This window comes from Amycolatopsis sp. NPDC026612, assembly GCF_040638285.1.
Lineage (GTDB): Bacteria > Actinomycetota > Actinomycetes > Mycobacteriales > Pseudonocardiaceae > Amycolatopsis.
On the sequence record NZ_JBEZYB010000021.1, the window covers coordinates 105,691 to 126,238 of the forward strand.

A 20,548-nucleotide genomic window follows, 5' to 3' on the forward strand; every position below is an offset into this window, starting at 1 on the left:
ACCACCCCGCTTGCCCGGCGGTGGAACTGCCGGGCCTCTCGTTCGACGGCTGTCACGGGCCGCACCCGTCCGGTTCTACTGAGGGCTCGCGCCCGGTTCTTCCGGAGGCTCCCCGGTGATGGCCGGATCGACGCCTGTTGTGTACCAGGTTAACCGGCCCGGGCAACCGGGTTGTCACGAGGGGCGCACCGGAAACGATCGCGACCGTCGCGGCGATCCCCCATTAGCATGACGAAGCGCCGCAGAGATCCTCCGCGGCGGGGAAACCACGGGGGAACATTCACGGTGAACCACACTTTCCAGGTGGATCTTCGCGGGGTCGTCGACCTGCTGAGCCGCCACCTCTATTCGAGCCCGCGCGTGTACGTGCGCGAGCTGCTGCAGAACGCCGTCGACGCGGTGACCGCGCGCCGTGCGCAGGATCCGGACGCGCCGGCGTCGATCGAAGTCGTGCCCGGCGACGGCGTCCTGCGCGTCGCCGACAGCGGCATCGGGCTGACCGAGACCCAGGTGCACGAACTGCTCGCGACGATCGGCCGCAGCTCCAAACGGGACGAACTGGGCTTCCAGCGGCACGAGTTCCTCGGCCAGTTCGGCATCGGGCTGCTGTCGGCGTTCCTGGTCGCCGACGAGGTCCGCCTCGTCACGCGTCCCGCGGCAGGCGGCCCGGCTGTCGCGTGGACCGGCCGGTCCGACGGCACCTACACGATCGAACCCGGCGAACGGGACACCCCGGGCACCACGGTCACGCTCCACGCGCGGCCCGGCGCCGAGCAGTGGTTCGTGCCGGAGACGGTCCGCGACCTGGCCACCCTGTACGGCTCGATGCTGCCCTACGACGTCACCGTCGGCGGCCACGCGATCAGCGGCGGCGGCCCGCCGTGGACGCGCGACGACCGCACGCCCGGGCAGCGGCAGGCCGACCTGGTCGGCTACGCGCAGGACACCCTGGGCTTCACCCCCTTCGACGTCGTGGACCTCGACGCCCCGTCCGCCGGGCTGACCGGCGTCGCCTACGTGCTGCCGTTCCCGGCCAGCCCGGCCGACCACGGCGGGCACCGCGTCTACCTCAAGCGGATGCTGCTGGCGGAGAACGCGCCGGGGCTGCTGCCGGACTGGGCGTTCTTCGCCCGCTGCGTCGTCGACGCCGGCGAGCTGCGGCCGACGGCGAGCCGGGAGGCGCTCTACGACGACGGCGAGCTGGAGGCCGTCCGCGAGGCGCTCGGCGACCGGCTCCGCGGCTGGCTCACCGGGCTGGCGCGGACCGCGCCCGACCGGCTGAACCGCTTCCTCGGCATCCACCACCTCGGCGTCAAGGCGCTCGCCCTGCACGACGACGAGATGCTGCGGCTGGTCGACCAGTGGTGGCCGGTGGAGACCAACGTCGGCCGGATGACCATGGCCGAGTTCCGCGGCCGCTACGGGCTGCTGCGGTACTGCGCCACCGCCGACGAGTTCCAGCAGCTGGCCGGGGTGGCGGCCGCGCAGGACATCGCCGTGATCAACGGCGGGTACACCTACGACAGCGAGCTGGCCGAGCGGATGCGGGCGCTCGAACCGGACCTGCCGGTGACCCGGCTCGACCCGAGCGACCTCACCACCGCGTTCACCGCGCTCGACAGCGCCACGGCGCTGGCCACCCGCGCGTTCGTCGCGGCCGCGCAGCGGCACCTCGACCGGCTGGGCTGCGAGGTCGTGCTGCGCGAGTTCGAACCGGCGAGCCTGCCGGTGCTGTACCTGCTGGACCGGGCCGCCGCGTTCGCCGGCGAGCTGCGGAGCACCAAGAACCAGGTCGACGAGCTGTGGGCGGGCGTGCTTTCCGCGTTCGAAAAGCCCGCCGACGACCGTCCGCAGCTGGTGCTCAACCACCGCAACCCGCTGGTGCGGCGGATCTGCCTGCTCGAGGACGACACCCTGCGCGGGCTGGCGGTCGAATCCCTCTACGGCCAGGCCCTGCTGTTCGGCAGGCACCCGATCCGGCCGGCGGACGCCGCCCTGCTGAACCGTTCGTTCCTCGGCCTCCTCGAGCAGGCCGTTCCCGGTGAGGAGTCCCGATGACCACGCCCGTCCCCGAAGAGCAGGAAGTGTGGGACCGGCTGTGGGCCACCGACAAGCTGCCGCGGGGCCGCGGCCAGATCGCCGCCCTGGAAATCGTGCTCCGTGAAGCCGACGCCCTCGGCTCGCCCGCGCTGAGCTACGCCACCCGGATCTTCCTCACCAGCGCCTACCAGCAGGGCGGCGAGCCCGCGAAGGCGTTCGTGCCCTTCGCGTGGTGCTTGGCGGTGCACGACCGGGGCGAGGCCGATCCGCGCTGGAACCACAGCCTGCACTGGTTCTTCAAGTACATGGCCGGCTCGATGGCCACCTTCCCGGAGGTGCCGCTGGACCGGACCCGCGCCGTGCTGGACGACATGGAACGCCGGTACCGCGCGGCCGGCTACTCGATGAACCCGGTGCACCAGTACCGCGCCGTGCTGGCCCGCCACGTCGGCGACCGCGGGACCGCCGCCGAGGAGTACCGGCTGTGGTCGGCCGCGCCGCGCGGCGAGATGTCCGACTGCGTCGGCTGCGAGCCGAGCGACAAGGTCGCGCACCTGAGCTGGCTCGGCCGGTACGCCGAGGCGGTCGAAGTGGCCGAACCGGTGCTGGGCGGCACGTTCACCTGCACCGAGCAGCCGCACCTGATCCTGACCCAGCTGCTGCTCCCGTATGTCCACACCGGACGGTACGAGGAAGCGGCCGCGGCGCACCGCCAGGCGTACCGGGCGATCCGGCACGACCCGGCGCAGCTGGAGGAGGTCGCCACCCACATCGCGTTCTGCGCGCTGACCGGGAACCACGCCCGCGGGCTGGACCTCGTCGAGCGGCACCTCGGCTGGCTCGAGACGCCGCCGACGCCCTACGCCGAGCAGGAGTTCGCCGCCTCGGCCGCGCTGACGCTGCGGCTGGTGGCCGAGGCCGGGCACGGTGCCGCGCCGGTGCGCCGGGCCGGGGGCGCGACCACCGCGGCGGCCCTGCGCGACGAGCTGAGCGAACGCGCACTGGCCGTGGCCGCGCGGTTCGACGCGCGCAACGGCACGGCCGAACAGAGCGGCCGGGTCGGCGCGGTGCTCGCCGCCGAGCCGCTCATCGGCCACCTGCCGCTGTCCGGGACCGTGGCCGCCGCTCCGGTTCCCGCGCCTGCCGTTTCGGCGCCGGACTCCCCGGCGGAGCTGGCCGACCTGGCCGAGCACGAAGGACGGCTGGGCCGGCCGACGGCGGAGCTCTGGGCCCGGTTCGACGAGCTGTGCCCCGAGCCGTCGGGGACGCTGCGGGCGCGGCGGCTGTCCGCCGCGGCGGACACCGAGACGGCCACCGACCTCGAGGCCGCGAGCCGCGGCTTCGCGTCCGCGGCGGGGCTGTTCGACGAAGCCGGCGACGTCGTGGCGGCGGAAATCGCGCGGGGCAAGGCGATCCTGCTTTCGGCGGTGGCCGGGGACCGGGCGGACGCGGCCGAGGAGCTCGAAGCGTCGGCGACGCGGCTGGCGGCCATCGGCGAGACCGCCGACCACGGCCGGGCCCTGCTGCGGCTGGCGTCCTTCCACTTCGCCCGCCAAGACTTCGACGCGGCGCAGGAGGTCCTGGACCGCGCCGAGGTTCCCGCGAGCGACCCGCCCGAGCTGACCGGGACCTGGCTGGAGCGCCGGGCCCTGGTGCGGGCGAACCAGGGCGACCTGCCGGGCGCGATCGAGCTCGCCGCCGAAGCGGCGGCGCGGTACGCGCAAGCCGGTGCCGCCGAGCGGGCCGCGGGCGTCCGGTTGCTCGGCGCCCGGTTCCGCGCCGGTCTCGGCGAGCGGGAAGCGGCGCTCGCCGAAGCGGCCACCATCGACGCCGGGACCGACCTGGGCCTGCGGGCCCGCGTGCACCAGCTGCGCGGGCACCTGGCCGCGAGCCTGGGCCGGCTCGAGGACGGCGCCTCCGCCTTCCGGGCCGCGGTCGGCGACTTCGCCGCCCTCGGGTCCGAGGCCGACGCGGCGCTGACGCGGGTCGACCTGGCGGCCGCGTACCTCGACCTCGACCGGCCGGACGAGGCAGCCGAGGCCGTCGAGGACGCGGAAGCCGTGCTGGAGCGGATCGGGGCCGGCCACGAGCTGGCCCGGGGCCGGTACCTGCTCGCGCAGGCGTATCGCGTCCTGGACCGCCCGGTGCAGGCGGTGGCACTGTACGACGTGGTCGTCGGGCACTTCGCGGAGGCGGGCAACGAGCCCGCGGCGGGCCAGGCGGCCGAGTCCCGCGCGGAGGTCCTCGACCGGCTCGACCGCGACGCCGAAGCCGCGGCCGGCTTCACCTCCGCCGCGGAGCGGTTCCACGCGGCCGAGCTGCCCGCGGACGAGCTCCGCACCCGCCGTCGCGCGGCGCTGTCGTGGCTGTGGGCCGGCGAGTCCGAGCGGGCCGGGGAAGCACTGGCCGTGGCCGACGCGGTCACCGGCGACGGACCGGAGTTCGCATGGGAACGCGCGATGACGGGCTACGACGGCGCCCGGCTGCTGGCGAACCTGAGCCGTCCGGCGGAGGCGCTGGCGCGGGCTTCGGCGGCGGCCGAAGCGTTGCGGGGCATGGGAGCCGACGCCCCGGCCGTCGCCGCGGAAGTCCTTTGTGGACGCCTGCTGCGGGACCTCGGGAAGGTGGCGGAGGCGCGCGAGGTGCTCACCGCGGCCCTGTCCCGGCTGCCCGAAGAGGCGACCGGGCAGCGCGCCGACGTCGAGGCGCTGCTCGGGGAGCTCACGGACTGACGCTGTCGCGCGTCCGCACCGCCGTCACGGTCACGCCGAGCGCCACCAGCCAGAGCGCGGCCGCGACGACACCCGCGACGTGCAGCCCGGCCAGGAACTCCCCTGGCCGGGCCGGCTCGCCCACGATCGCGCCGAGCACGGCCACCCCGAGCGCGCCCCCGGCCTGACGGGCCGTGTTGTTGACGCCGCCGGCCACACCCGCGCGCTCGGGCGGGATGCCGCCGACCGCGGCCGTCACCACCGCCGTCGTCAGCAGGCCCATCCCGATCCCGAGCCCCAGCAGCGTCGGCAGCAGGGCCGCGTACCCGCTGGTTCCGTTCAGCAGCACCATATTCAGCATCCCGAGCGCCCCCAGCGCCAGCCCGGCCACCATCGGCGGCCGCGGCCCGAAGCGGCCGGTCAGCCGGCCCGCGACCGGCGCCAGCAGCGACAGCGGCCCGAACAAGGGCAGGACTTCGAGGCCGGCGGTCAGCGGCGAAGCGTGCCGGACACCTTGCAGGTACAGCGTCAGCACGAGGATCGCGCCGATGCCGGTGAAGTTCATCGCCACCGCGACGAAGTTGGCGGCCAGCGTCGGCCGGACGACGTCCGGGGGCAGCATCGGATCCGGCGACCGGTGCTCCACGGCCAGGAACCCGGCGAGCGCCACGACCGCGAGGATCCCGGCCGCGACGCTCCCGGCGATGACCGCGTAGACGCCGGCGCCGAGGGCGGGCGCCGCCGTCGCGACACCGGCGAAGTCGACCCGCCGCCCGGGCGCCCGCTCGCCGCGCGGCACGAGCCGCCGGGTCGCCCAGGCGGCCGCGAGCACCACCGGAACGTTGAGCCAGAACACCGGCCGCCAGCCCGCCGCCGCGACGACCGCGCCGCCCAGCACCGGCCCCGCCGCCAGGGCCAGCGCCGACACCCCGGCCCAGATCCCCAGCGCCCGCGCCCGCTCGGCTCGTCCCGGGTAGGCGTTCGTGATCACCGCGAGCGTGCCGGGCAGCAGCAACGCCGCGCCGAGGCCCTGCCCGGCGCGGGCGGCGACGAGCCACGGCGCCGCCCCGGCGAGCCCGCACGCGGCCGACGCCCCGCCGAACAGCGCGAAGCCCGCGAGAACGACCCGGCGGTGGCCGAAGACGTCGCCGAGAGCGCCGCCGGTGAGCAGGAACGCCGCCAGGACCACCGTGTAGCCGTCCACCACCCACTGCAGCGCGGCGAGCCCGCCGTGCAGGTCCGTGCCGATGGCGGGGAGGGCGACGTTGACGACCGTGACGTCCAGTTGCACCAGGAACATCCCGGCGCACATGGTGAGCAGGAGTGCGGACCGCATGGACCGAGTGAACCGCGCGGACACTTCCGTCGCGGTGGAAGCGTGCCGGAGGCATCCTGGGGGCATGGAAGGCGACGCCGACATCGCCCGCACGGCCGCGCTGTTCGCGGACCCGGCGCGGGTCCGCGTGCTGCTCGCGCTCGCCGACGGCCGGGCGCTGGCGGCGTCCGTCCTGGCCGCCGAAGCGCGGCTGTCGGCGCAGGGCGTCAGCGCGCACCTGGCGAAACTCCGGGCGGCGGGCCTGGTCGTCGCCGAGAAGTCGGGGCGGCACCGGTTCTACCGGCTGACCGGCCCGGACACCGCCGAGCTGCTGGAGACGCTGGCGCGGTCCTCGCCGTCCCAGCCGGTGACGTCGTTGCGCGAGGGCACGCGGGCGGCGGCGCTGCGCACGGCCCGGACGTGTTACGACCACCTCGCGGGCCGGCTCGGGGTGGCGGTCACGTCGGCGTTGCTCGCGCGGGGCGCGCTGGCCGGCGCGTCCGACACGCGCCGTCGTCCGGATGACCGCCTTTCGGCTCCGGTGCGCGAACACCCATACACGCTGGGTCCGGCGGCGGCACCGATGTTCGGGGCGCTGGGCGTGGACGTCGAAGCCGTCGCCGACGCGGCCGGGCGGCGTCCGCTGCTGAAGTTCTGCCTGGACTGGAGTGAGCAGCGCCACCACCTGGCGGGCGCGCTGGGCGCGGCGGTGGCGACGCGGTTCCTCGACGCGGGGTGGGTGGAGCGGCGTGCGCCGGCTCACCGCGCGCTCCGGCTGACGCCGGACGGCGCCCGGGCGCTGGAAGCCCACCTCGGCCTGGCCGAGCTCGCCGCTTGACGGCGGTCAGCGGTGGGCGGCCACCAGGGTGGCGTCGGGGCGGCAGCGGGCGCACGGGGTGAAGCCGAGCTGGCGGGCCTCGCCGACGCCGATCGGGATCGGGTCGCGGGTGCCCAGCCAGACGCACGTTCGCAGGTGGTAGCGCGGGTGCTCGTCGACCACCACGACCTCGTCCTCGAGCTCGGCCAGGACGGCGACGTCGGCCTCCGGCGTCTCTTCCACGCCCGGGTCGGAATCGGCCTTCGTTTCGGTCTCGGCTGAAGCGTCGGCCGGCGTTTCGGCGGGGGTGTCACCCAGGTCACCGGATGCCGGGATCAAGGTGGTCTGTTCTTCTTCGGCGGGTTCGACGCGCTCGGCGGCAGCGGCGGGCTCCGGCGCGGGGCCGGCCTCGGTGGCGGGTACCTCAGGAACCGCAGGAGCCGCGGACCGGCGGCGGCGGCGCAGCCAGTCGGCGACCAGGATCAGCCCGGCCAGCACGGACAGGCCGATGGAAACCCACGCCCACAGCGAAGAAGCGGTGATCAGTGCGGTGACGAGCAACCCCAGAGCCGCCAGCACCAGGACCAGCACGATGTAAAGCACGCTGCATTACAGCACGAACCACCCGGCAGCGGACCACGACCCGCCCACCTGCCGTACCGGATCGACTCCGAACCGTGGTCCACCCCCGCCAGGGACGTCGGCGGGGGTGGACCCGGAGCGGAACTCAGCCGGCTTCGGCCCGCGGGCCGAAGGAGTAGCCCTGGCCGCCGCTCGTCGAGCCGGACGACTGCCCGGAGTTCGACGAGGCCGACGCCGGGGCCGCGGACCCGCGGTCGTCGAGTTCCCGCAGCTGCGATTCGAGGAACCCGCGCAGCCTCGTGCGGTACTCCCGCTCGATCGTGCGCAGCTCCTCGATCTTCTTGCCCAGCCCGCTCTTCTCGGAGTTGAGGCTGTTCATCGTCTCGGTGTACTTGCGCTGGGACTCGCGCTCCAGCGTGGTCGCCTTGTCCCGCGCCTGACGCTCCAGCGTCTCCGCCCGGGTCCGCGCGTCGTTCAGCATCGTGTCGACGCGGGTACGGGCCTCGTTGACCATCGAGTCCGACTTCGCCCGGGCGTCCGAAAGCAGCTGCTCGGACTTGGTGCGGGCCTCGGCCAGCATCCCGTCGGACTCGGTCTTCGCCTCGGCGGTCAGGCGGTCGGCCATCTCCTGGGCCAGGCCCAGGACCTTGGCCGCCTGCACGTTCGGCTCCGTGTTGTCGGCGACCATCGAGTGCGCCTGGGTCTGCTCCATGGCGGACTGCGGCGGCGGCACCGGCGCGAGACGCCGCGAGGGCTCTTCGCGCATCGGTGGCGCGCCGACGTTCGCCTTGGCGTTCTCCAGCTCACTACGGGTCGATTCGAGCTCCGCATCGAGCTGTTCCATCTGCTGGCGCAGCTCGTTGTTGTCTTCGATCAAGCGGGCCAGCTCGGTCTCCACCAGGTCGAGGAACGCGTCCACCTCGTCCTCGTTGTAGCCCCTCTTGCCGATGGGCGGCTTGCTGAACGCAACGTTATGCACGTCAGCGGGGGTCAACGACATCAGATCACCTCACGCACTCCATGGCCTGCAGGGTCCACCCAAGTTTCCCCGATCAACTTGGAGTCGCCAGTTGCATCGCGAAGAACACAACCAACAGCAGCACCATAATCGACAAGTCCAGTCCGACGCCGCCGATTCGAACCATCGGAATGATTCGTCTGAACAGACGAACCGGCGGGTCCGTCACTGTGTAGATGGTCTCGAGCGTGACCGCAACCCCTCCGGCCGGATGCCACTCACGCGCGAAGGTCCGGACGAGTTCGACCACGATCCGCGCCGTCAGCAGCAGCCAAAAGGCGAACAGCACGTACCAGACGACCAGCCACACAGCTTCCACGTACCTACTCTAACCGGGCGCCCTCTCCGAAGACGCAGTTGAGGCGGTCGACGCCGCATCGGGTCGACAAAGTCACGTCTGCTTGCGCTCAGCGGTCCGAGCGACTTCAGCCGCGCAGGAACAATCCGCCCTCGGCAATCCGTCGGCGGTCTTCCGCCGTTACGTCCACATCGGGCGGTGAGAGAAGGAACACCTTATTGGTGACCTTGTCCATCGACCCGCGGAGCGCGAACGCCAACCCGGCCGCGAAGTCGACGAGCCGCTTCGCGTCCGCGTTCTCCATCTCGGTGAGGTTCATGATCACCGGGATGCCCTCGCGGTAGTGCTCCCCGATCGCCCGCGCCTCCGCGTAGCTGGTCGGGTGCAGTGTGGTGATCCGGCTCAACGGATCACGCACCGGCTGGCGCACGACCGGCTCGGTGACCGGCCGCAGACGGGCCACCGGCTCAGGCTGCCGGTCGATGGCCAGCGCGCCGTGAACGACAGGCTCGGCGCCGGACACGGAGCGTGACCGGCTGCGGCTGACGGGCTCGTCGTACGTGTCGTCGACCTCGCGGTACCGTGAGCGCGAAGACCGCGGAGCCGGTTCCTCGTACGAGTCGTAGTCGTCGTCATAACCGCGCCGGTAGTCGTCCTCGGCGTCATAGCCGTCGTCATCCGCGGGCACCATCCCGAAGTAGGCCTTCAGCTTCTGCAGCGCGCTCATGCCTCTCCCTAGCCCTAGCCGCTCCCGCACCAACGCTTCTCCACGCCGTCAGTGCCCCGCGCGGACGGATACGAAACGTGACGACCGCGCGAGCTCCCTACGGCGAGGCTAAACCGCGCCCACCGAGCAACGCGGTTCCGACACGCACACAGGTTGAGCCGTGCGTGATCGCCTGCTCGAGATCATGGCTCATCCCGGCGGAGACGGCTGCGGCATTCGGGTGATCTTTGCGGAGTCCCTCCCCCGCGCGAGCGAGCCGCTCGAAGGCAACGGCCGGATCGGTGGCCAGCGGCGCGACGGCCATCAGGCCGCGAAGCCGCAGCTCTTCCGCCCGCGCGATGTGCTCGGCGAGCGCGTCGAGTTCGGGCAGCGGGCAGCCGCCGCGTTCGGGGTCGTCGTCGAGGCTGACCTGGATCAGCACGTCGAGGGGTTCCTCACGTTTACCGGTGTAACGCTCGGTGTGCACTGCCTTGGCGAGCGCGTCGGCGAGCCGCGCGGAGTCGACGGACTGCACTTCGTGCGCCCACCCGACCACGGACCGCGCCTTGTTCCGCTGCAGCCGGCCGACCATGTGCCACCGCAGCCCGGCGGCGGCGACTTCGGCGGCTTTCGGCCCGGCTTCCTGGTCGCGGTTCTCGCCGACGTCGGTGACGCCGAGCTCGGCCAGCAGCGCGACGTCGGAGGCGGGGAAGGTCTTCGTGATCGCGATCAGCTTGACCTCTTCGCGCGCACGGCCGGCGGCCCGGCAGGCGTCCGCGATCCGCTCCTCGACCTCGGCCAGGTTCTCGGCCAGCTCGGCCTTGCGGTCGGTGGTCATGCCGCCTCCACGGGAAGAAGCACGCCGGCGGTCATGCCTCGATCCAGGTGATGCCCGCGATCCGCCCGGTGGTCCCGTCGCGGCGGTAACTGAAGAGGGTCTTGTCCTCGTTGGTGCACCGCGGGTCGACGCCGATCTTGCCGACCCCGAGGTCGGCGAGCTGCCGCCAGATCCCGGCGCGCAGATCGAGGCCGGGGGTGCCCGTGCGGGTCTTGCACGCGCTGCCCGGGACGTGTTTCTCGACGTCGGCGGCCATCGCGGCCGGGACCTCGTAGCAGTCGCCGCAGATGGCCGGGCCGAGCAGGGCTTCGATCCGGTGCGGTTCGGCGCCAGCCTCCCGCATGGCCGCGACCGCGGCCGGGACGACGCCGACGCGCGCGCCGACCCGCCCGGCGTGCACCGCCGAGACCACCCCGGCCTCGGCGTCGGCCAGCAGGATCGGGACGCAGTCGGCGACCAGCACCACGAGCGCGACACCTGGGGTCGCGGTCACCAGTGCGTCGGTCGCCTCCGCGGCGCGGGTCTCCGAGCCGTCGACGATCGTCGCCGTCCGGCCGTGGACCTGTTCCATCCAGGCGAGCTTGTCCTCCGCCAGGCCCAGCTCGGCGGCCAGGCGCTTGCGGTTGGCGAAGACGTTGCCCTCGTCGTCGCCGACGTGGTCGCCCAGGTTGAACGTGTCGTAGGGCGGCCGTGACGCACCGCCCGCCCTGGTCGTGACCACTCGCCGAACCCGCACGAATCCTCCTGAACGTCACTGAAGGCCACCCCCCCACGACTCTAGTTCGCGGGTGGTGGCCTTCAGCGGGGGTGTCTAGCGCCGCATGAACGGCGGCACGTCGACCTCGTCGTCCGACGGGTCGTCGTGCACCGGCATCGCGCGCCCGGGCAGGCTGCCCTGGGTCGCGTTGGAGCCGATCGGCGAGTACCGCGAACCGCCGCCGGGCTGCGGGAGCCCGCCGTTCTGCTGGTTGCCGGTGGCCGACGGCAGCGGCGAATGCGAGCGCGGCGGCGCGACCGGGTAACCGGAGCTGCCCGTCGACGGCACCGGCGTGGCGCCCGACGGCGGCGACTGCTGGTTCGAGACCTGGCCGGCCGAAGCCGACGCGGTGGTCCCGGACGACCGCGAACCGGAGCCGAAGGTCGACGGGTCGAGCTTCTTGTGCGTCGGCGCGCCGGCGTCGAACCCGGCGGCGATCACCGTGACGCGGACCTCGTCGCCGAGCGAGTCGTCGATGATCGTGCCGAAGATGATGTTCGCGTCCGGGTGCGCGGACTCCTGCACCAGCGACGCGGCCTCGTTGATCTCGAACAGGCCCAGATCCGAACCACCCGCGATCGAAAGCAGTGCGCCGTGCGCACCATCCATGGAGGCTTCGAGGAGCGGCGAGTTGATCGCCTTCTCCGCGGCCTGGATGGCCCTGCCTTCACCGCGTGCGCTCCCTATCCCCATCAGGGCGGAGCCCGCACCGGACATGACGCTCTTGACGTCGGCGAAGTCGAGGTTGATCAGACCCGGCGTGGTGATCAGGTCGGTGATGCCCTGGACACCGGACAGCAGCACCTCGTCCGCGGAGCGGAACGCGTCCATCAGCGAGACGCCGATGTCGCCGAGCTGCAGCAACCGGTCGTTCGGGATCACGATCAGCGTGTCGCACTCGTTGCGCAGCGCCTGGATGCCGTCTTCGGCCTGCTTGCCGCGGCGCTTGCCCTCGAAGGTGAACGGGCGCGTCACCACGCCGATGGTCAGCGCGCCCAGCTTGCGGGCGATCTGCGCCACGACGGGCGCGCCACCGGTGCCGGTGCCGCCACCCTCGCCCGCGGTCACGAACACCATGTCGGCGCCCTTGATGACCTCTTCGATCTCTTCGCGGTGGTCTTCGGCGGCTCGCTGGCCGACCTCGGGGGCGGCGCCCGCGCCGAGGCCACGGGTCAGCTCGCGGCCGATGTCCAGCTTGACGTCGGCGTCGGACATGAGCAGTGCTTGGGCGTCGGTGTTCACCGCGATGAACTCGACACCCTTGAGGCCGACCTCGATCATGCGGTTCACGGCGTTCACGCCGCCACCGCCGATGCCGACCACCTTGATCACCGCAAGGTAGTTGTGCGGGGGCGTCATCGAAGTCCGCCTTCCTGATCGTTGTGCCCGTACAGCCCGCCGGCCGGTGATCAACTCTCAACCTAAACCCCAGATTGAGAGTTATGTCAACTGCCGACGTTAGGCAGGACGGTAGGCACCAGGCACGCTCTAATCCAGTAGGCACGCCGTGTGTCGCAAAGGTGTTTTGCCACAACACGTTCGAGCGCGCAAGAGCGGGGAGCCGCGAACACCGCCCCGGGCCGGTCTGCTATGGCGCGGGATCAGGCGGGCACGGGCATGCTCATGAGGACCTCCGAGGGGGCTCCGGTGGCCGATCCGCCGGGCGGTTCGACGCTCACCGCGAGCTTGTCGGCGCTGCCGACGCCGTCCGCCACGACCAGGCCACCGTCGTCCGCCGCCGCGATCACGCCGGCCGGGCGCGGCGCGTCCGCGCCGGTGATCAGCCAGGCTTCGTAGACCTTCCCGCCCGGCTGCGACGGCAGGCCCGCGTCCATCACCATCACCCGGTCGAGCGACCGCGACAGGACGACCGTCACCCCGCCGCCGACGGGCGCCTCGCCGTGCACGGTCTTCGCGTCCGGGGCCGCGAGCAGGGCCGCCACCGGCGCGAACTGCTGCTTCGCCTGGTCCAGCCGGCTCTGCGCGGTCCGCAGCTCCTGCTGCTGGGTCAGCGCGATCCCGCCGAACACCCCGCCCGCGGCGAGCCCGACAACGGCGGCCGCGGCCGCCACGACGACCACCCAGCGCGGAGCCCGCACCGAGCGGCGGTGCCGGTCGGGCAGGCCGGGCCGGGTCCGCGGCGGCAGCTGGCGGGTGGCGTGCATGGCGGTCATGACCCGGTCCTTGAGGCCCGGCGGCGGCTCCTCGGCCATCGCCGCGCCCAGCCGGGCCGCGGTCGCGCGCAGTTCGGCGACCTCCTGCGCGCACGAGTCGCACTGCTCGAGGTGGCGGGTGAACTCCGCCCGCTCGACGTCGGACACCGCGTCGAGGGCGAAGGCGCCCGCCAGGGTGTGCATCTCCGGCGTGCTCAAGCGGCCACCCCCAGGCAGTCCCGCAGACGGATCAGCCCGTCCCGCAGCCGCGTCTTGATGGTGCCTTGCGGCGTCGACAGCACTTCGGCCACCTCGCGATAGGTATAGCCCTGGTAGTAGGCGAGCAGCACGGACTCGCGCTGCAGCTCGGTCAGGAAGGACAGGCACCGGCGCACCTGGGACCGTTCGAGCCGCGCGGCGACGGACTCGGCGACCTCGTCGAACGGGCGGCCGCGGGCGGCTTCGAAGGTCGCCTTCTGCTCCCGCTCGGTCCCGGCGCGCGCGGAGCGGACGCGGTCGACGGCGCGGCGGTGCGCCAGCGTCATCGCCCAGTTCAGCGCCGACCCCTTGGCCGGCACGTACCGCGTCGCGGTGCGCCACAGCTCGAGGAGCACCTCCTGCGCGACCTCTTCGGACTGGGCCGCGTCCCGCAGGATCCGCCGGACGAGCCCGAAGATCGGGCCGGCGAGCTGGTCGTAGAGCAGCTCGAAGGCCCGCTCGTCACCCTTGGCGACGCGCACCATGAGCTCCTCGGCCGTCGGCCCGGCGGGGGCCTCGGCGGGCACCGGCGCCATGTGGCGCGGGCGGGCCGGCTCATCCATGCAGCTGTCCTCCGGCGTTCTGCGGGGTGCGTGGCACGACCGCGGCCTTCCGCAGCCACAGCGTGACGCCGTGGCGGCGGATCAGCGCGGACACCCGCTGCGGGAGCAGCGGCCGGGCCAGGACCAGCCGGGCCAGCCACCGCGGGTTCACCGGGCGGCGAACTCCCCGCAGCGTAGCGACCAGCGGCGTGGCCGTCCCGCGGCGCAACGCCACGGTGAGGTCGAGCAGCGCTTCCGGGTGCGGCAGGCGCATCCGGTACTCGCCGTCCATCTCCTGGAAGGGCGAGACGTAGAACTCCTTGGCCGTGCGGGCGCGGCCGGCCTCGTCCGGGTGCAGCAGGTAGGCGTGGCGGCCGCCGTAGGTGTTGTGCACCTCGGCGATGACGCACGCGAGCCCGCCGTCCGGCTCGTGGCACCAGTAGACGCTGATCGGGTTGAACGCGTAGCCCAGCACGCGCGCGGCGGCCAGCATGACGACCCGGCCGCCGCCCAGGTCGACGCCGCGCTCGGCGAGCCAGGCGTCCAGCTTCTCCCGGATCCCGCGCGGATCACTCGCGGCGAAGTGGTCGCGGCGGTCGAACCGGGCGAACGGCCGCAGCCACCACGGCAGCCGCGGGAGGTCGTCCAGGTCGACCCGCCACAGGTACACGCGGTGGGCGAAGGCGTGTGGCGGGTCGATCCGCCGCACGTGCGCGACCGTGGCGTCGTAGAGCGCGTTCGTCACCACGCGCCCCCCAGGCTTTCGGCGGCGCGGGCGCCGGAGGCACAGCCGTCCTCGTGGAAACCCCAGCCGTGGTAGGCGCCCGCGTAGGCGACCACACCGTCGTTGAGCTCGGGCAGCCGTCGTTGCGCGGCAACGGATTCCGGCGTGTAGACGGGGTGCTCGTACCGCATCCGCGCGACCAGGTGCTCGGCCCGGGGGCCGTTGCCGGGGTTGAGCGTGACGACGTAGCCGGTCGGCTCGTCGAGCCGCATCAGGCGGTTCATGTCGTAGCTGACCTGCACCGCGCCGGTGGGGGCGCCGCAGGCGGGCGCGCGGTAGTTCCAGCCGGCCCTGGCCTGGGCCAGTGACGGCAGCACCCCGGTGTCGGTGTGCAGCCAGGCTTCGTTGGCCGAGTAGCGGAACGCGCCGAGCACCTCGCGCTCGGCCGCCGTCGGCTCGGCCAGCAGGGACAGCGCCTGGTCGGCGTGCGTGGCGACGACGACCTTGCCGACCCGGTGCGGGGTGTCGGCGTCGTCGCGGATCTCGACGCCGCCCGCGGTCCGCAGCACCGACCGCACCGGCGTCGACAGGTGGACGGCGGTGAGCTGCTTCGCGGCCCGCTCGACGTACTCGCGCGAGCCGCCGGCGACGGTCCGCCAGGACGGCGAGTCCCGCACCGAGAGCATGCCGTGGTTGCGGAGAAATTCGAACAGGTACCGCGCCGGGTACCGCAGGGTGTCGGTGCGGTCGGCCGACCAGACCGTGGACACCAGCGGCAGCATGAAGTGGTCGACGAAGTAGCGCGTGTAGCCGCCGATGGCGAGGAACGCGCCGAGCGTGACGTCCCCCGCGTCCTCCGCCTCCACCAGCCGCTTCGCCTGCCGGTGGAACCGCTTCACCTCGACGAGCATCCGCAGGTACCGGCCGCGGAACGCGTTGCCGCGCTGGGCGAAGAGGCCGGCCGGCCCCTTGGCGCCGGCGTACTGCAGGCCGCAGCCGTCGCAGCGGATGCTCATCGACATCTCGGTGTCGCGGGTCTGCACCCCGAGCTCGGCGAACAGCTTCAGCAGGGTCGGGTAGGTGCGCTCGTTGTGGACGATGAAGCCGGAATCCACCCCGACGGTGCCGCCCCGCGAACTCGGCACGTCGTGCGTGTGCGCGTGCCCGCCCAGCCGGTCGTCGGCCTCGAACAGCAGCACTTCGTACTTGCGTTGCAGCAGGTAGGCCGCGGTCAGTCCGGCCACCCCGCTGCCGATGACGCCGATGCGTTCGCCCGTGATCTCCACACCGGTGCTTCGGGACCGCGGCCCCGCCGGATTGCCGTCCGGCGCGACCAATCCGCGCCGGTGGGGAGCGCGAATCCCGGACATGCCGAACACCGCCGCGCACCGCCTCGCCTCGTTCGCCGAAAAGCTCCTCGGCGGACCGCTCCCCGTCGGCCTGCGGACCTGGGAGGGCACCCGTGCCGGCCCGGCGGACGCGCCCACCGTGGTGCTGCGCAACCGCCGCGCCCTGCGCCGCCTGCTCTACGCCCCGGGCGAGCTGGGGCTCGCCCGGGCGTACGTGACCGGTGACCTCGACGTCGAAGGAGACCTGGCGGACGGCTTCCGCCGGATCTGGGCCCTCACCCGCGTGGGGGAACTCAACCGGGTCAAGCTGGGGCCGCGCGAGTGGGCGGAAGCCGCTTCGCTGGCCGCCCGGCTCGGCGTCGCCGGGCTCCCGCCGAAGCCCCCCGCCGAGGAGGCCCGGCTGTCCGGGAAGCTGCACAGCCTGCGGCGCGACAAGTCCGCCATCGCCCACCACTACGACCTGGGCAACGCCTTTTACCAGCTGCTGCTGGACGAGTCGATGGCCTACTCCTGCGCGTACTTCACCGCGGATTCCTCGAGCCTCGAGCAGGCCCAGCACGACAAGCTGGAGCTGATCTGCCGCAAGCTGGGGCTGCGGCCGGGCATGCGGCTGCTGGACGTCGGCTGCGGCTGGGGCTCGCTGCTCGTCCACGCGGCGAAGCACCACGGCGTCGAGGCCGTCGGCATCACGCTCTCGGCCGAGCAGCGGCAGCACGTCCGCGGCCGGCTCGCCCAGCACGATCTGACCGGCCGGGTCGAGGTGCGCCGCCAGGACTACCGGGAGCTGCCGGACACGCCGTTCGACGCGGTCGCGTCGATCGAGATGGGCGAGCACGTCGGCGACCTCAACTACCCGGCGTACGCGGCGACGCTGCACCGCATGGTGAAGCCGGGCGGGCGGGTGCTGCTCCAGCAGATGTCCCGCGGGAACGTCGCCCCCGGCGGCGGCGCCTTCATCGAGCGCTACATCGCCCCGGACATGACCATGCGCCCGGTCGGCCGGACCATCGGGCACCTGGAGACGGCCGGGCTCGAGATCCGGGACGTGCACGCGCTACGCGAGCACTACGTCTGGACGGTCCGGGCCTGGGCCGCCACCCTGGAGGAGAACTGGGCCGACGTCGTCGCGCTCATCGGTGAGACGGGCGCGCGGGTCTGGCGGCTGTACCTGGTGGGCGGGGCGCTGGCGTTCGAGGAGAACCGGATGGGTGTGGACCAGATCCTGGCCGTGCGGCCCGACCGGCACGGTCGCAGCGGCCTGCCCGCGACGCGGGAGTGGTGACGATGCCGCAGCTGCTCGTCACGGCCGCCGTCACGCTCGTGGCGGTGACCGTGACTTTCGGGATCGCGCGGGCGCGCAAGCGGTACGACACGATCGACACGTTCTGGGGGCTCGGCTTCGCGATCATCGCGGCCGTGGCGTTCCCGTTGGGGGACGGCCCCCTGTCGCTGCGGCTCGTGGTGACCCTCCTGACCGTCGTCTGGGGTGTGCGGCTCTCGGTGCACCTGCACCTGCGCAACCACAAGCTGCCGGAGGACCCGCGGTACGCGCGGATGGGGCACGGGCCGCTGAAAATGTTCGTGCGCGTGTACCTCTTCCAGGCCGTGGTGCTGTACTTCGTTTCGCTGCCGGTGCAGTTCGCCGTGGGCGGCACGGGGATCGGCGTGCTCGGCTGGCTCGGTGTCGCGGTGTGGCTGGCCGGGTTCGCGTTCGAAACCATCGGCGACGACCAGCTGCGCCGGTTCAAGGCCGACCCGGCGTCGAAGAGCAGGGTGCTCGACACCGGGCTGTGGCGCTACACGCGGCACCCGAACTACTTCGGCGACGCGTGCGTGTGGTGGGGCCTCTACCTGCTGGCCTGCTCGACGTGGCCGGGCGCGGCGACGATCCTGTCGCCCGTGGCGATGACCTTCACCCTGGTCCGCGGCACGGGAAAACCGATGCTGGAGAAGGGCCTGGCGCGCACGCGCCCGGCGTACGCGCACTACGTCGAGCGCACCAGCGGGTTCTTCCCGTTGCCGCCCAAGAAGGTCACTCCCCGGTGAGACCGTCGGTCAGCTCGCGCAGCACGTCGAGGTGGCCGACGTGCCGCGCGGTCTCCTCGATCATGTGCGTGACGATCCAGCGGACGTTGAAGGTCTCGTCCTTGTGCGTCACCTCGTCCGCCAGGTCGTGCGCGGCGACGATTTCGCGGCTGCGGGCGCACTGCGTCTCGTAGTCCGCGAGGAGCTGCTCGACCGACGTGCCGGGCGGGACCCGGAACTCGGCCTGCGGGTCCTGCTCGAGCTTCGGTTCCCAGGTGTCCTCGTCGCCGTCGGCGACCACGCCGAACCAGTACCACTCGTCGAGCGTGAGGTGGGCCAGCAGGCCCGCGATCGTGGTCAGCTCGCTGGGCAGGTGGACGCGCCGGGCCTGCTCGCCGGTCAGTCCGCCGCACTTCCACGCGACCGTCGCGCGGTGGTGGTCGAGGAGGCTCGTGATGATCTCCCGCTCGTCGCCGGTGAGCGGAACCTTCGGGCGCTGCGGTCGTTCGGTCATGGCCTGGACTCTGGCACAGGGGTCCGACAGTTTCGGACGCTCGCCTGAGGTCCCCCACGCGCGACCCCTCTCGCTTCCGGCGAGGGCCCGTTCCTACGTCGTCGCTTTGGCTCGGTAAGCCGACTTCTTCGCCTGGTTCCCGCACACCTCCATCGAGCACCACCGCCGCGTCCCCGGCCGGGACGTGTCCAGGAACAGCGCCCCGCAGCGAGGTCCCGCACACCGCCGGACCCTCGCGAACTCCGGCGACGTCACCAGATCCACCGCGTCCCGCGCCAGCAACGCCAGCATCGCCGACGCGGGATCCGCGGCCTGCCACCGCAGTTCACCCGACGGCGTCAACGAAGGCGCCGGCACCGGCAGCGCCGCGAAGCGGTTCAGCCGCTGCCGGGTCGCGGGGCGCACCGAAGACGTGAGCAGCTCGTGGATCGCCTCGCGCAGGTCCTGCGCGTCGCGAGCCGAAGCCGGGCGCACCGGAGACGGGAACGGCCCGAGCTGGTCGATCCACGCACCCCACGCCGGGGCGTCCGGGAGTTCCTCCGTCTCCGCGGGCGTCCCCCGGTACCTCAGCGTCCGGACGAAGTCGAGGCACAGCCGGCCCGCGCCCGAGCGGAATCTGTCCGTCATGCGGATCACCGTACGCCGGAACCGGTTTGACTGGTACCGTCGGGAACCGATCAAACCGGTTCCACGATCCTGGGGGCACGATGACCGAGACCAAGCAGGAGGCACCCCCGGCGTGGCTCGTGCTGCTGCTGGCCGTCTCTTGCGGACTGACCGTCGCCAACCTCTACTACGCGCAGCCGCTGCTCGCCGAGCTGCGGCAGACCTTCGGCGTCGGTGAGGCCGCCGCCGGCGGGGTCGTCACCGCCACCCAGCTCGGGTACGCCGCCGGGATGCTGCTGCTCGTCCCGCTGGGCGACCGGCTCGAGAACCGCGGCCTCGTCGCGACGCTGCTCGCGGTCGCCTGCGCCGGCCTGGTCGCCACCGGGGTCGCGCCCGGGTTCGGCGTGCTGCTGATCGCGTCGCTGGCCGTCGGCGCGGCGTCGGTCGTCGTGCAGATCCTCATCCCGTTCGCCGCCGACATCTCCCCCGACGACATCCGCGGCCGGATCGTCGGGCGGGTCGTCAGCGGGCTGCTCTTCGGGATCCTGCTCTCCCGCGTGATCGCCAGCCTGCTCGCCGAGGTGACCAGCTGGCGCGTCGTGTTCCTGATCTCGGCGGGCGCGATGGCGGCGCTCGCCGTCGTGCTGCGGTTCATCCTGCCGCGCCGCGCCCCCAAGACCGACGTCCGCTACGGGCAGCTGATCCGCTCGACCCTCGCCATGGCGCGGAAACACCCGCCCCTGCGCCACCGCGCCCTCTACCAGTCGGCGATGTTCGGCGCGTTCAGCGCGTTCTGGACGACCATCGCGTTCGTCCTGACCGCGCCGCCCTTCAACTACTCCCAGCTGGGTGTGGGTCTCTTCGCGCTGGCCGGAGCGGCCGGCGCCGCGGTCGCGCCGCTGGCCGGGCGGTGGTCCGACCACGGCCACGGCCGGCAGCTCACCGCCGGCGCCTTCGTGCTCTGCGCCGCGGCCTTCGCGCTCGCCGGGTTCGGCGCGCACAGCGTCATCCTGCTGGCGATCGCCGCGATCGCCGTCGACACGGCCGTCCAGACCACGCTGGTGGTCGGGCAGCACACGATCTACCAGCTCGACCCGTCGGCCCGCGCCCGGATCAACAGCGTCTACCTGGGCACGTTCTTCATCGGCGGCGCGATCGGCTCGCAGGCCGGCTCGATCGCCTACCACCTCGGCGGCTGGACGCCAGCGCCTTGAACACCAGGTCGTCGTCGGGCACCCCGGAAGAATAGGTGACCAAAAGGTCACATGTCAACGCACGCCAAAGCGGCACTTTCA

The 20,548-nt window shown here is 72.9% G+C and carries 20 protein-coding genes; 6 read left to right on the forward strand and 14 right to left on the reverse strand.

The annotated features are described in order from the left end of the window. Positions 1-228 precede the first annotated feature (228 nt). Together AB0F15_RS21175 and AB0F15_RS21180 are read left to right on the forward strand one after the other, a co-directional pair. Positions 229-2,058, forward strand: coding sequence for an HSP90 family protein (locus AB0F15_RS21175; RefSeq protein ID WP_360272675.1), 1,830 nt, complete (start codon positions 229-231; stop codon positions 2,056-2,058). Further along, a complete protein-coding gene (locus tag AB0F15_RS21180; protein ID WP_360272678.1) occupies positions 2,055-4,772 on the forward strand; it encodes a hypothetical protein in 2,718 nt (905 codons plus the stop codon). Before AB0F15_RS21175 ends, AB0F15_RS21180 begins: the two co-directional genes overlap by 4 nt. Here the strand turns inward: AB0F15_RS21180 and AB0F15_RS21185 are convergent. Then, positions 4,762-6,087, reverse strand: a complete 1,326-nt coding sequence (locus tag AB0F15_RS21185) for an MFS transporter (RefSeq protein ID WP_360272681.1) — start codon at positions 6,085-6,087, stop codon at positions 4,762-4,764. The genes AB0F15_RS21180 and AB0F15_RS21185 overlap by 11 nt on opposite strands. Before the next feature lie 64 nt (positions 6,088-6,151). Between AB0F15_RS21185 and AB0F15_RS21190 the strand changes: the two genes are divergently transcribed. Beyond that, complete coding sequence (locus AB0F15_RS21190; RefSeq protein ID WP_360272684.1) at positions 6,152-6,904, forward strand: metalloregulator ArsR/SmtB family transcription factor; 753 nt, start codon at positions 6,152-6,154, stop codon at positions 6,902-6,904. Positions 6,905-6,910: 6 nt separating this feature from the next. On the opposite strand, the gene AB0F15_RS21195 is transcribed toward AB0F15_RS21190, so the two are convergent. The 11 genes from AB0F15_RS21195 to AB0F15_RS21245 form a co-directional block, all read right to left on the reverse strand. Further along, positions 6,911-7,486: a hypothetical protein gene (locus AB0F15_RS21195; protein ID WP_360272687.1), complete on the reverse strand. Its 576-nt coding sequence runs from the start codon at positions 7,484-7,486 to the stop codon at positions 6,911-6,913. Between the two features lie 124 nt (positions 7,487-7,610). Next, a complete protein-coding gene (locus AB0F15_RS21200; protein WP_360272690.1) occupies positions 7,611-8,465 on the reverse strand; it encodes a DivIVA domain-containing protein in 855 nt (284 codons plus the stop codon). 52 nt (positions 8,466-8,517) lie between these two features. Next, entirely contained in the window at positions 8,518-8,793 is a 276-nt protein-coding gene (locus tag AB0F15_RS21205; protein WP_013224824.1) for a YggT family protein, read from the reverse strand. Between the two features lie 115 nt (positions 8,794-8,908). Next, positions 8,909-9,508 carry a cell division protein SepF gene (gene sepF / locus AB0F15_RS21210; protein ID WP_360272730.1) on the reverse strand — a complete coding sequence of 200 codons (600 nt, stop codon included), beginning with the start codon at positions 9,506-9,508 and terminating at the stop codon, positions 8,909-8,911. Between the two features lie 97 nt (positions 9,509-9,605). Next, positions 9,606-10,325 (reverse strand): YggS family pyridoxal phosphate-dependent enzyme, encoded by a 720-nt coding sequence (locus AB0F15_RS21215; RefSeq protein ID WP_360272693.1) that lies wholly within the window; start codon positions 10,323-10,325, stop codon positions 9,606-9,608. 31 nt (positions 10,326-10,356) lie between these two features. Beyond that, the gene (pgeF, locus tag AB0F15_RS21220) at positions 10,357-11,061 is read right to left on the reverse strand and encodes a peptidoglycan editing factor PgeF (protein ID WP_360272697.1); all 705 of its coding nucleotides are present in this window, start codon (positions 11,059-11,061) and stop codon (positions 10,357-10,359) included. A gap of 75 nt (positions 11,062-11,136) precedes the next feature. Next, positions 11,137-12,441 (reverse strand): cell division protein FtsZ, encoded by a 1,305-nt coding sequence (gene ftsZ, locus AB0F15_RS21225; RefSeq protein WP_360272700.1) that lies wholly within the window; start codon positions 12,439-12,441, stop codon positions 11,137-11,139. 242 nt (positions 12,442-12,683) lie between these two features. Continuing rightward, positions 12,684-13,439 (reverse strand): anti-sigma factor, encoded by a 756-nt coding sequence (locus AB0F15_RS21230; RefSeq protein WP_360272733.1) that lies wholly within the window; start codon positions 13,437-13,439, stop codon positions 12,684-12,686. Between the two features lie 11 nt (positions 13,440-13,450). Further along, positions 13,451-14,056, reverse strand: coding sequence for an ECF RNA polymerase sigma factor SigK (gene sigK, locus AB0F15_RS21235; protein ID WP_360272703.1), 606 nt, complete (start codon positions 14,054-14,056; stop codon positions 13,451-13,453). Continuing rightward, positions 14,049-14,783, reverse strand: coding sequence for a DUF1365 domain-containing protein (locus AB0F15_RS21240; protein WP_360272706.1), 735 nt, complete (start codon positions 14,781-14,783; stop codon positions 14,049-14,051). Before AB0F15_RS21240 ends, sigK begins: the two co-directional genes overlap by 8 nt. Next, positions 14,777-16,045, reverse strand: a complete 1,269-nt coding sequence (locus tag AB0F15_RS21245; RefSeq protein WP_360272736.1) for an FAD-dependent oxidoreductase — start codon at positions 16,043-16,045, stop codon at positions 14,777-14,779. The genes AB0F15_RS21240 and AB0F15_RS21245 overlap by 7 nt, the downstream gene beginning before the upstream one ends. Before the next feature lie 82 nt (positions 16,046-16,127). Here AB0F15_RS21245 and AB0F15_RS21250 point away from each other — a divergent pair, with 82 nt between their 5' ends. Both AB0F15_RS21250 and AB0F15_RS21255 read left to right on the forward strand, forming a co-directional pair. After that, positions 16,128-17,390, forward strand: a complete 1,263-nt coding sequence (locus tag AB0F15_RS21250; protein ID WP_360272709.1) for a cyclopropane-fatty-acyl-phospholipid synthase family protein — start codon at positions 16,128-16,130, stop codon at positions 17,388-17,390. Between the two features lie 2 nt (positions 17,391-17,392). Beyond that, entirely contained in the window at positions 17,393-18,154 is a 762-nt protein-coding gene (locus AB0F15_RS21255; protein WP_360272712.1) for a DUF1295 domain-containing protein, read from the forward strand. On the opposite strand, the gene AB0F15_RS21260 is transcribed toward AB0F15_RS21255, so the two are convergent. Beyond that, positions 18,141-18,647 (reverse strand): DinB family protein, encoded by a 507-nt coding sequence (locus AB0F15_RS21260; protein WP_360272714.1) that lies wholly within the window; start codon positions 18,645-18,647, stop codon positions 18,141-18,143. The two genes, AB0F15_RS21255 and AB0F15_RS21260, sit on opposite strands and share 14 nt — an antisense overlap. Before the next feature lie 93 nt (positions 18,648-18,740). Further along, positions 18,741-19,274, reverse strand: a complete 534-nt coding sequence (locus AB0F15_RS21265; protein WP_360272717.1) for an ABATE domain-containing protein — start codon at positions 19,272-19,274, stop codon at positions 18,741-18,743. 80 nt (positions 19,275-19,354) lie between these two features. Between AB0F15_RS21265 and AB0F15_RS21270 the strand changes: the two genes are divergently transcribed. After that, positions 19,355-20,467 (forward strand): MFS transporter, encoded by a 1,113-nt coding sequence (locus AB0F15_RS21270; protein ID WP_360272720.1) that lies wholly within the window; start codon positions 19,355-19,357, stop codon positions 20,465-20,467. Positions 20,468-20,548: the final 81 nt, after the last annotated feature.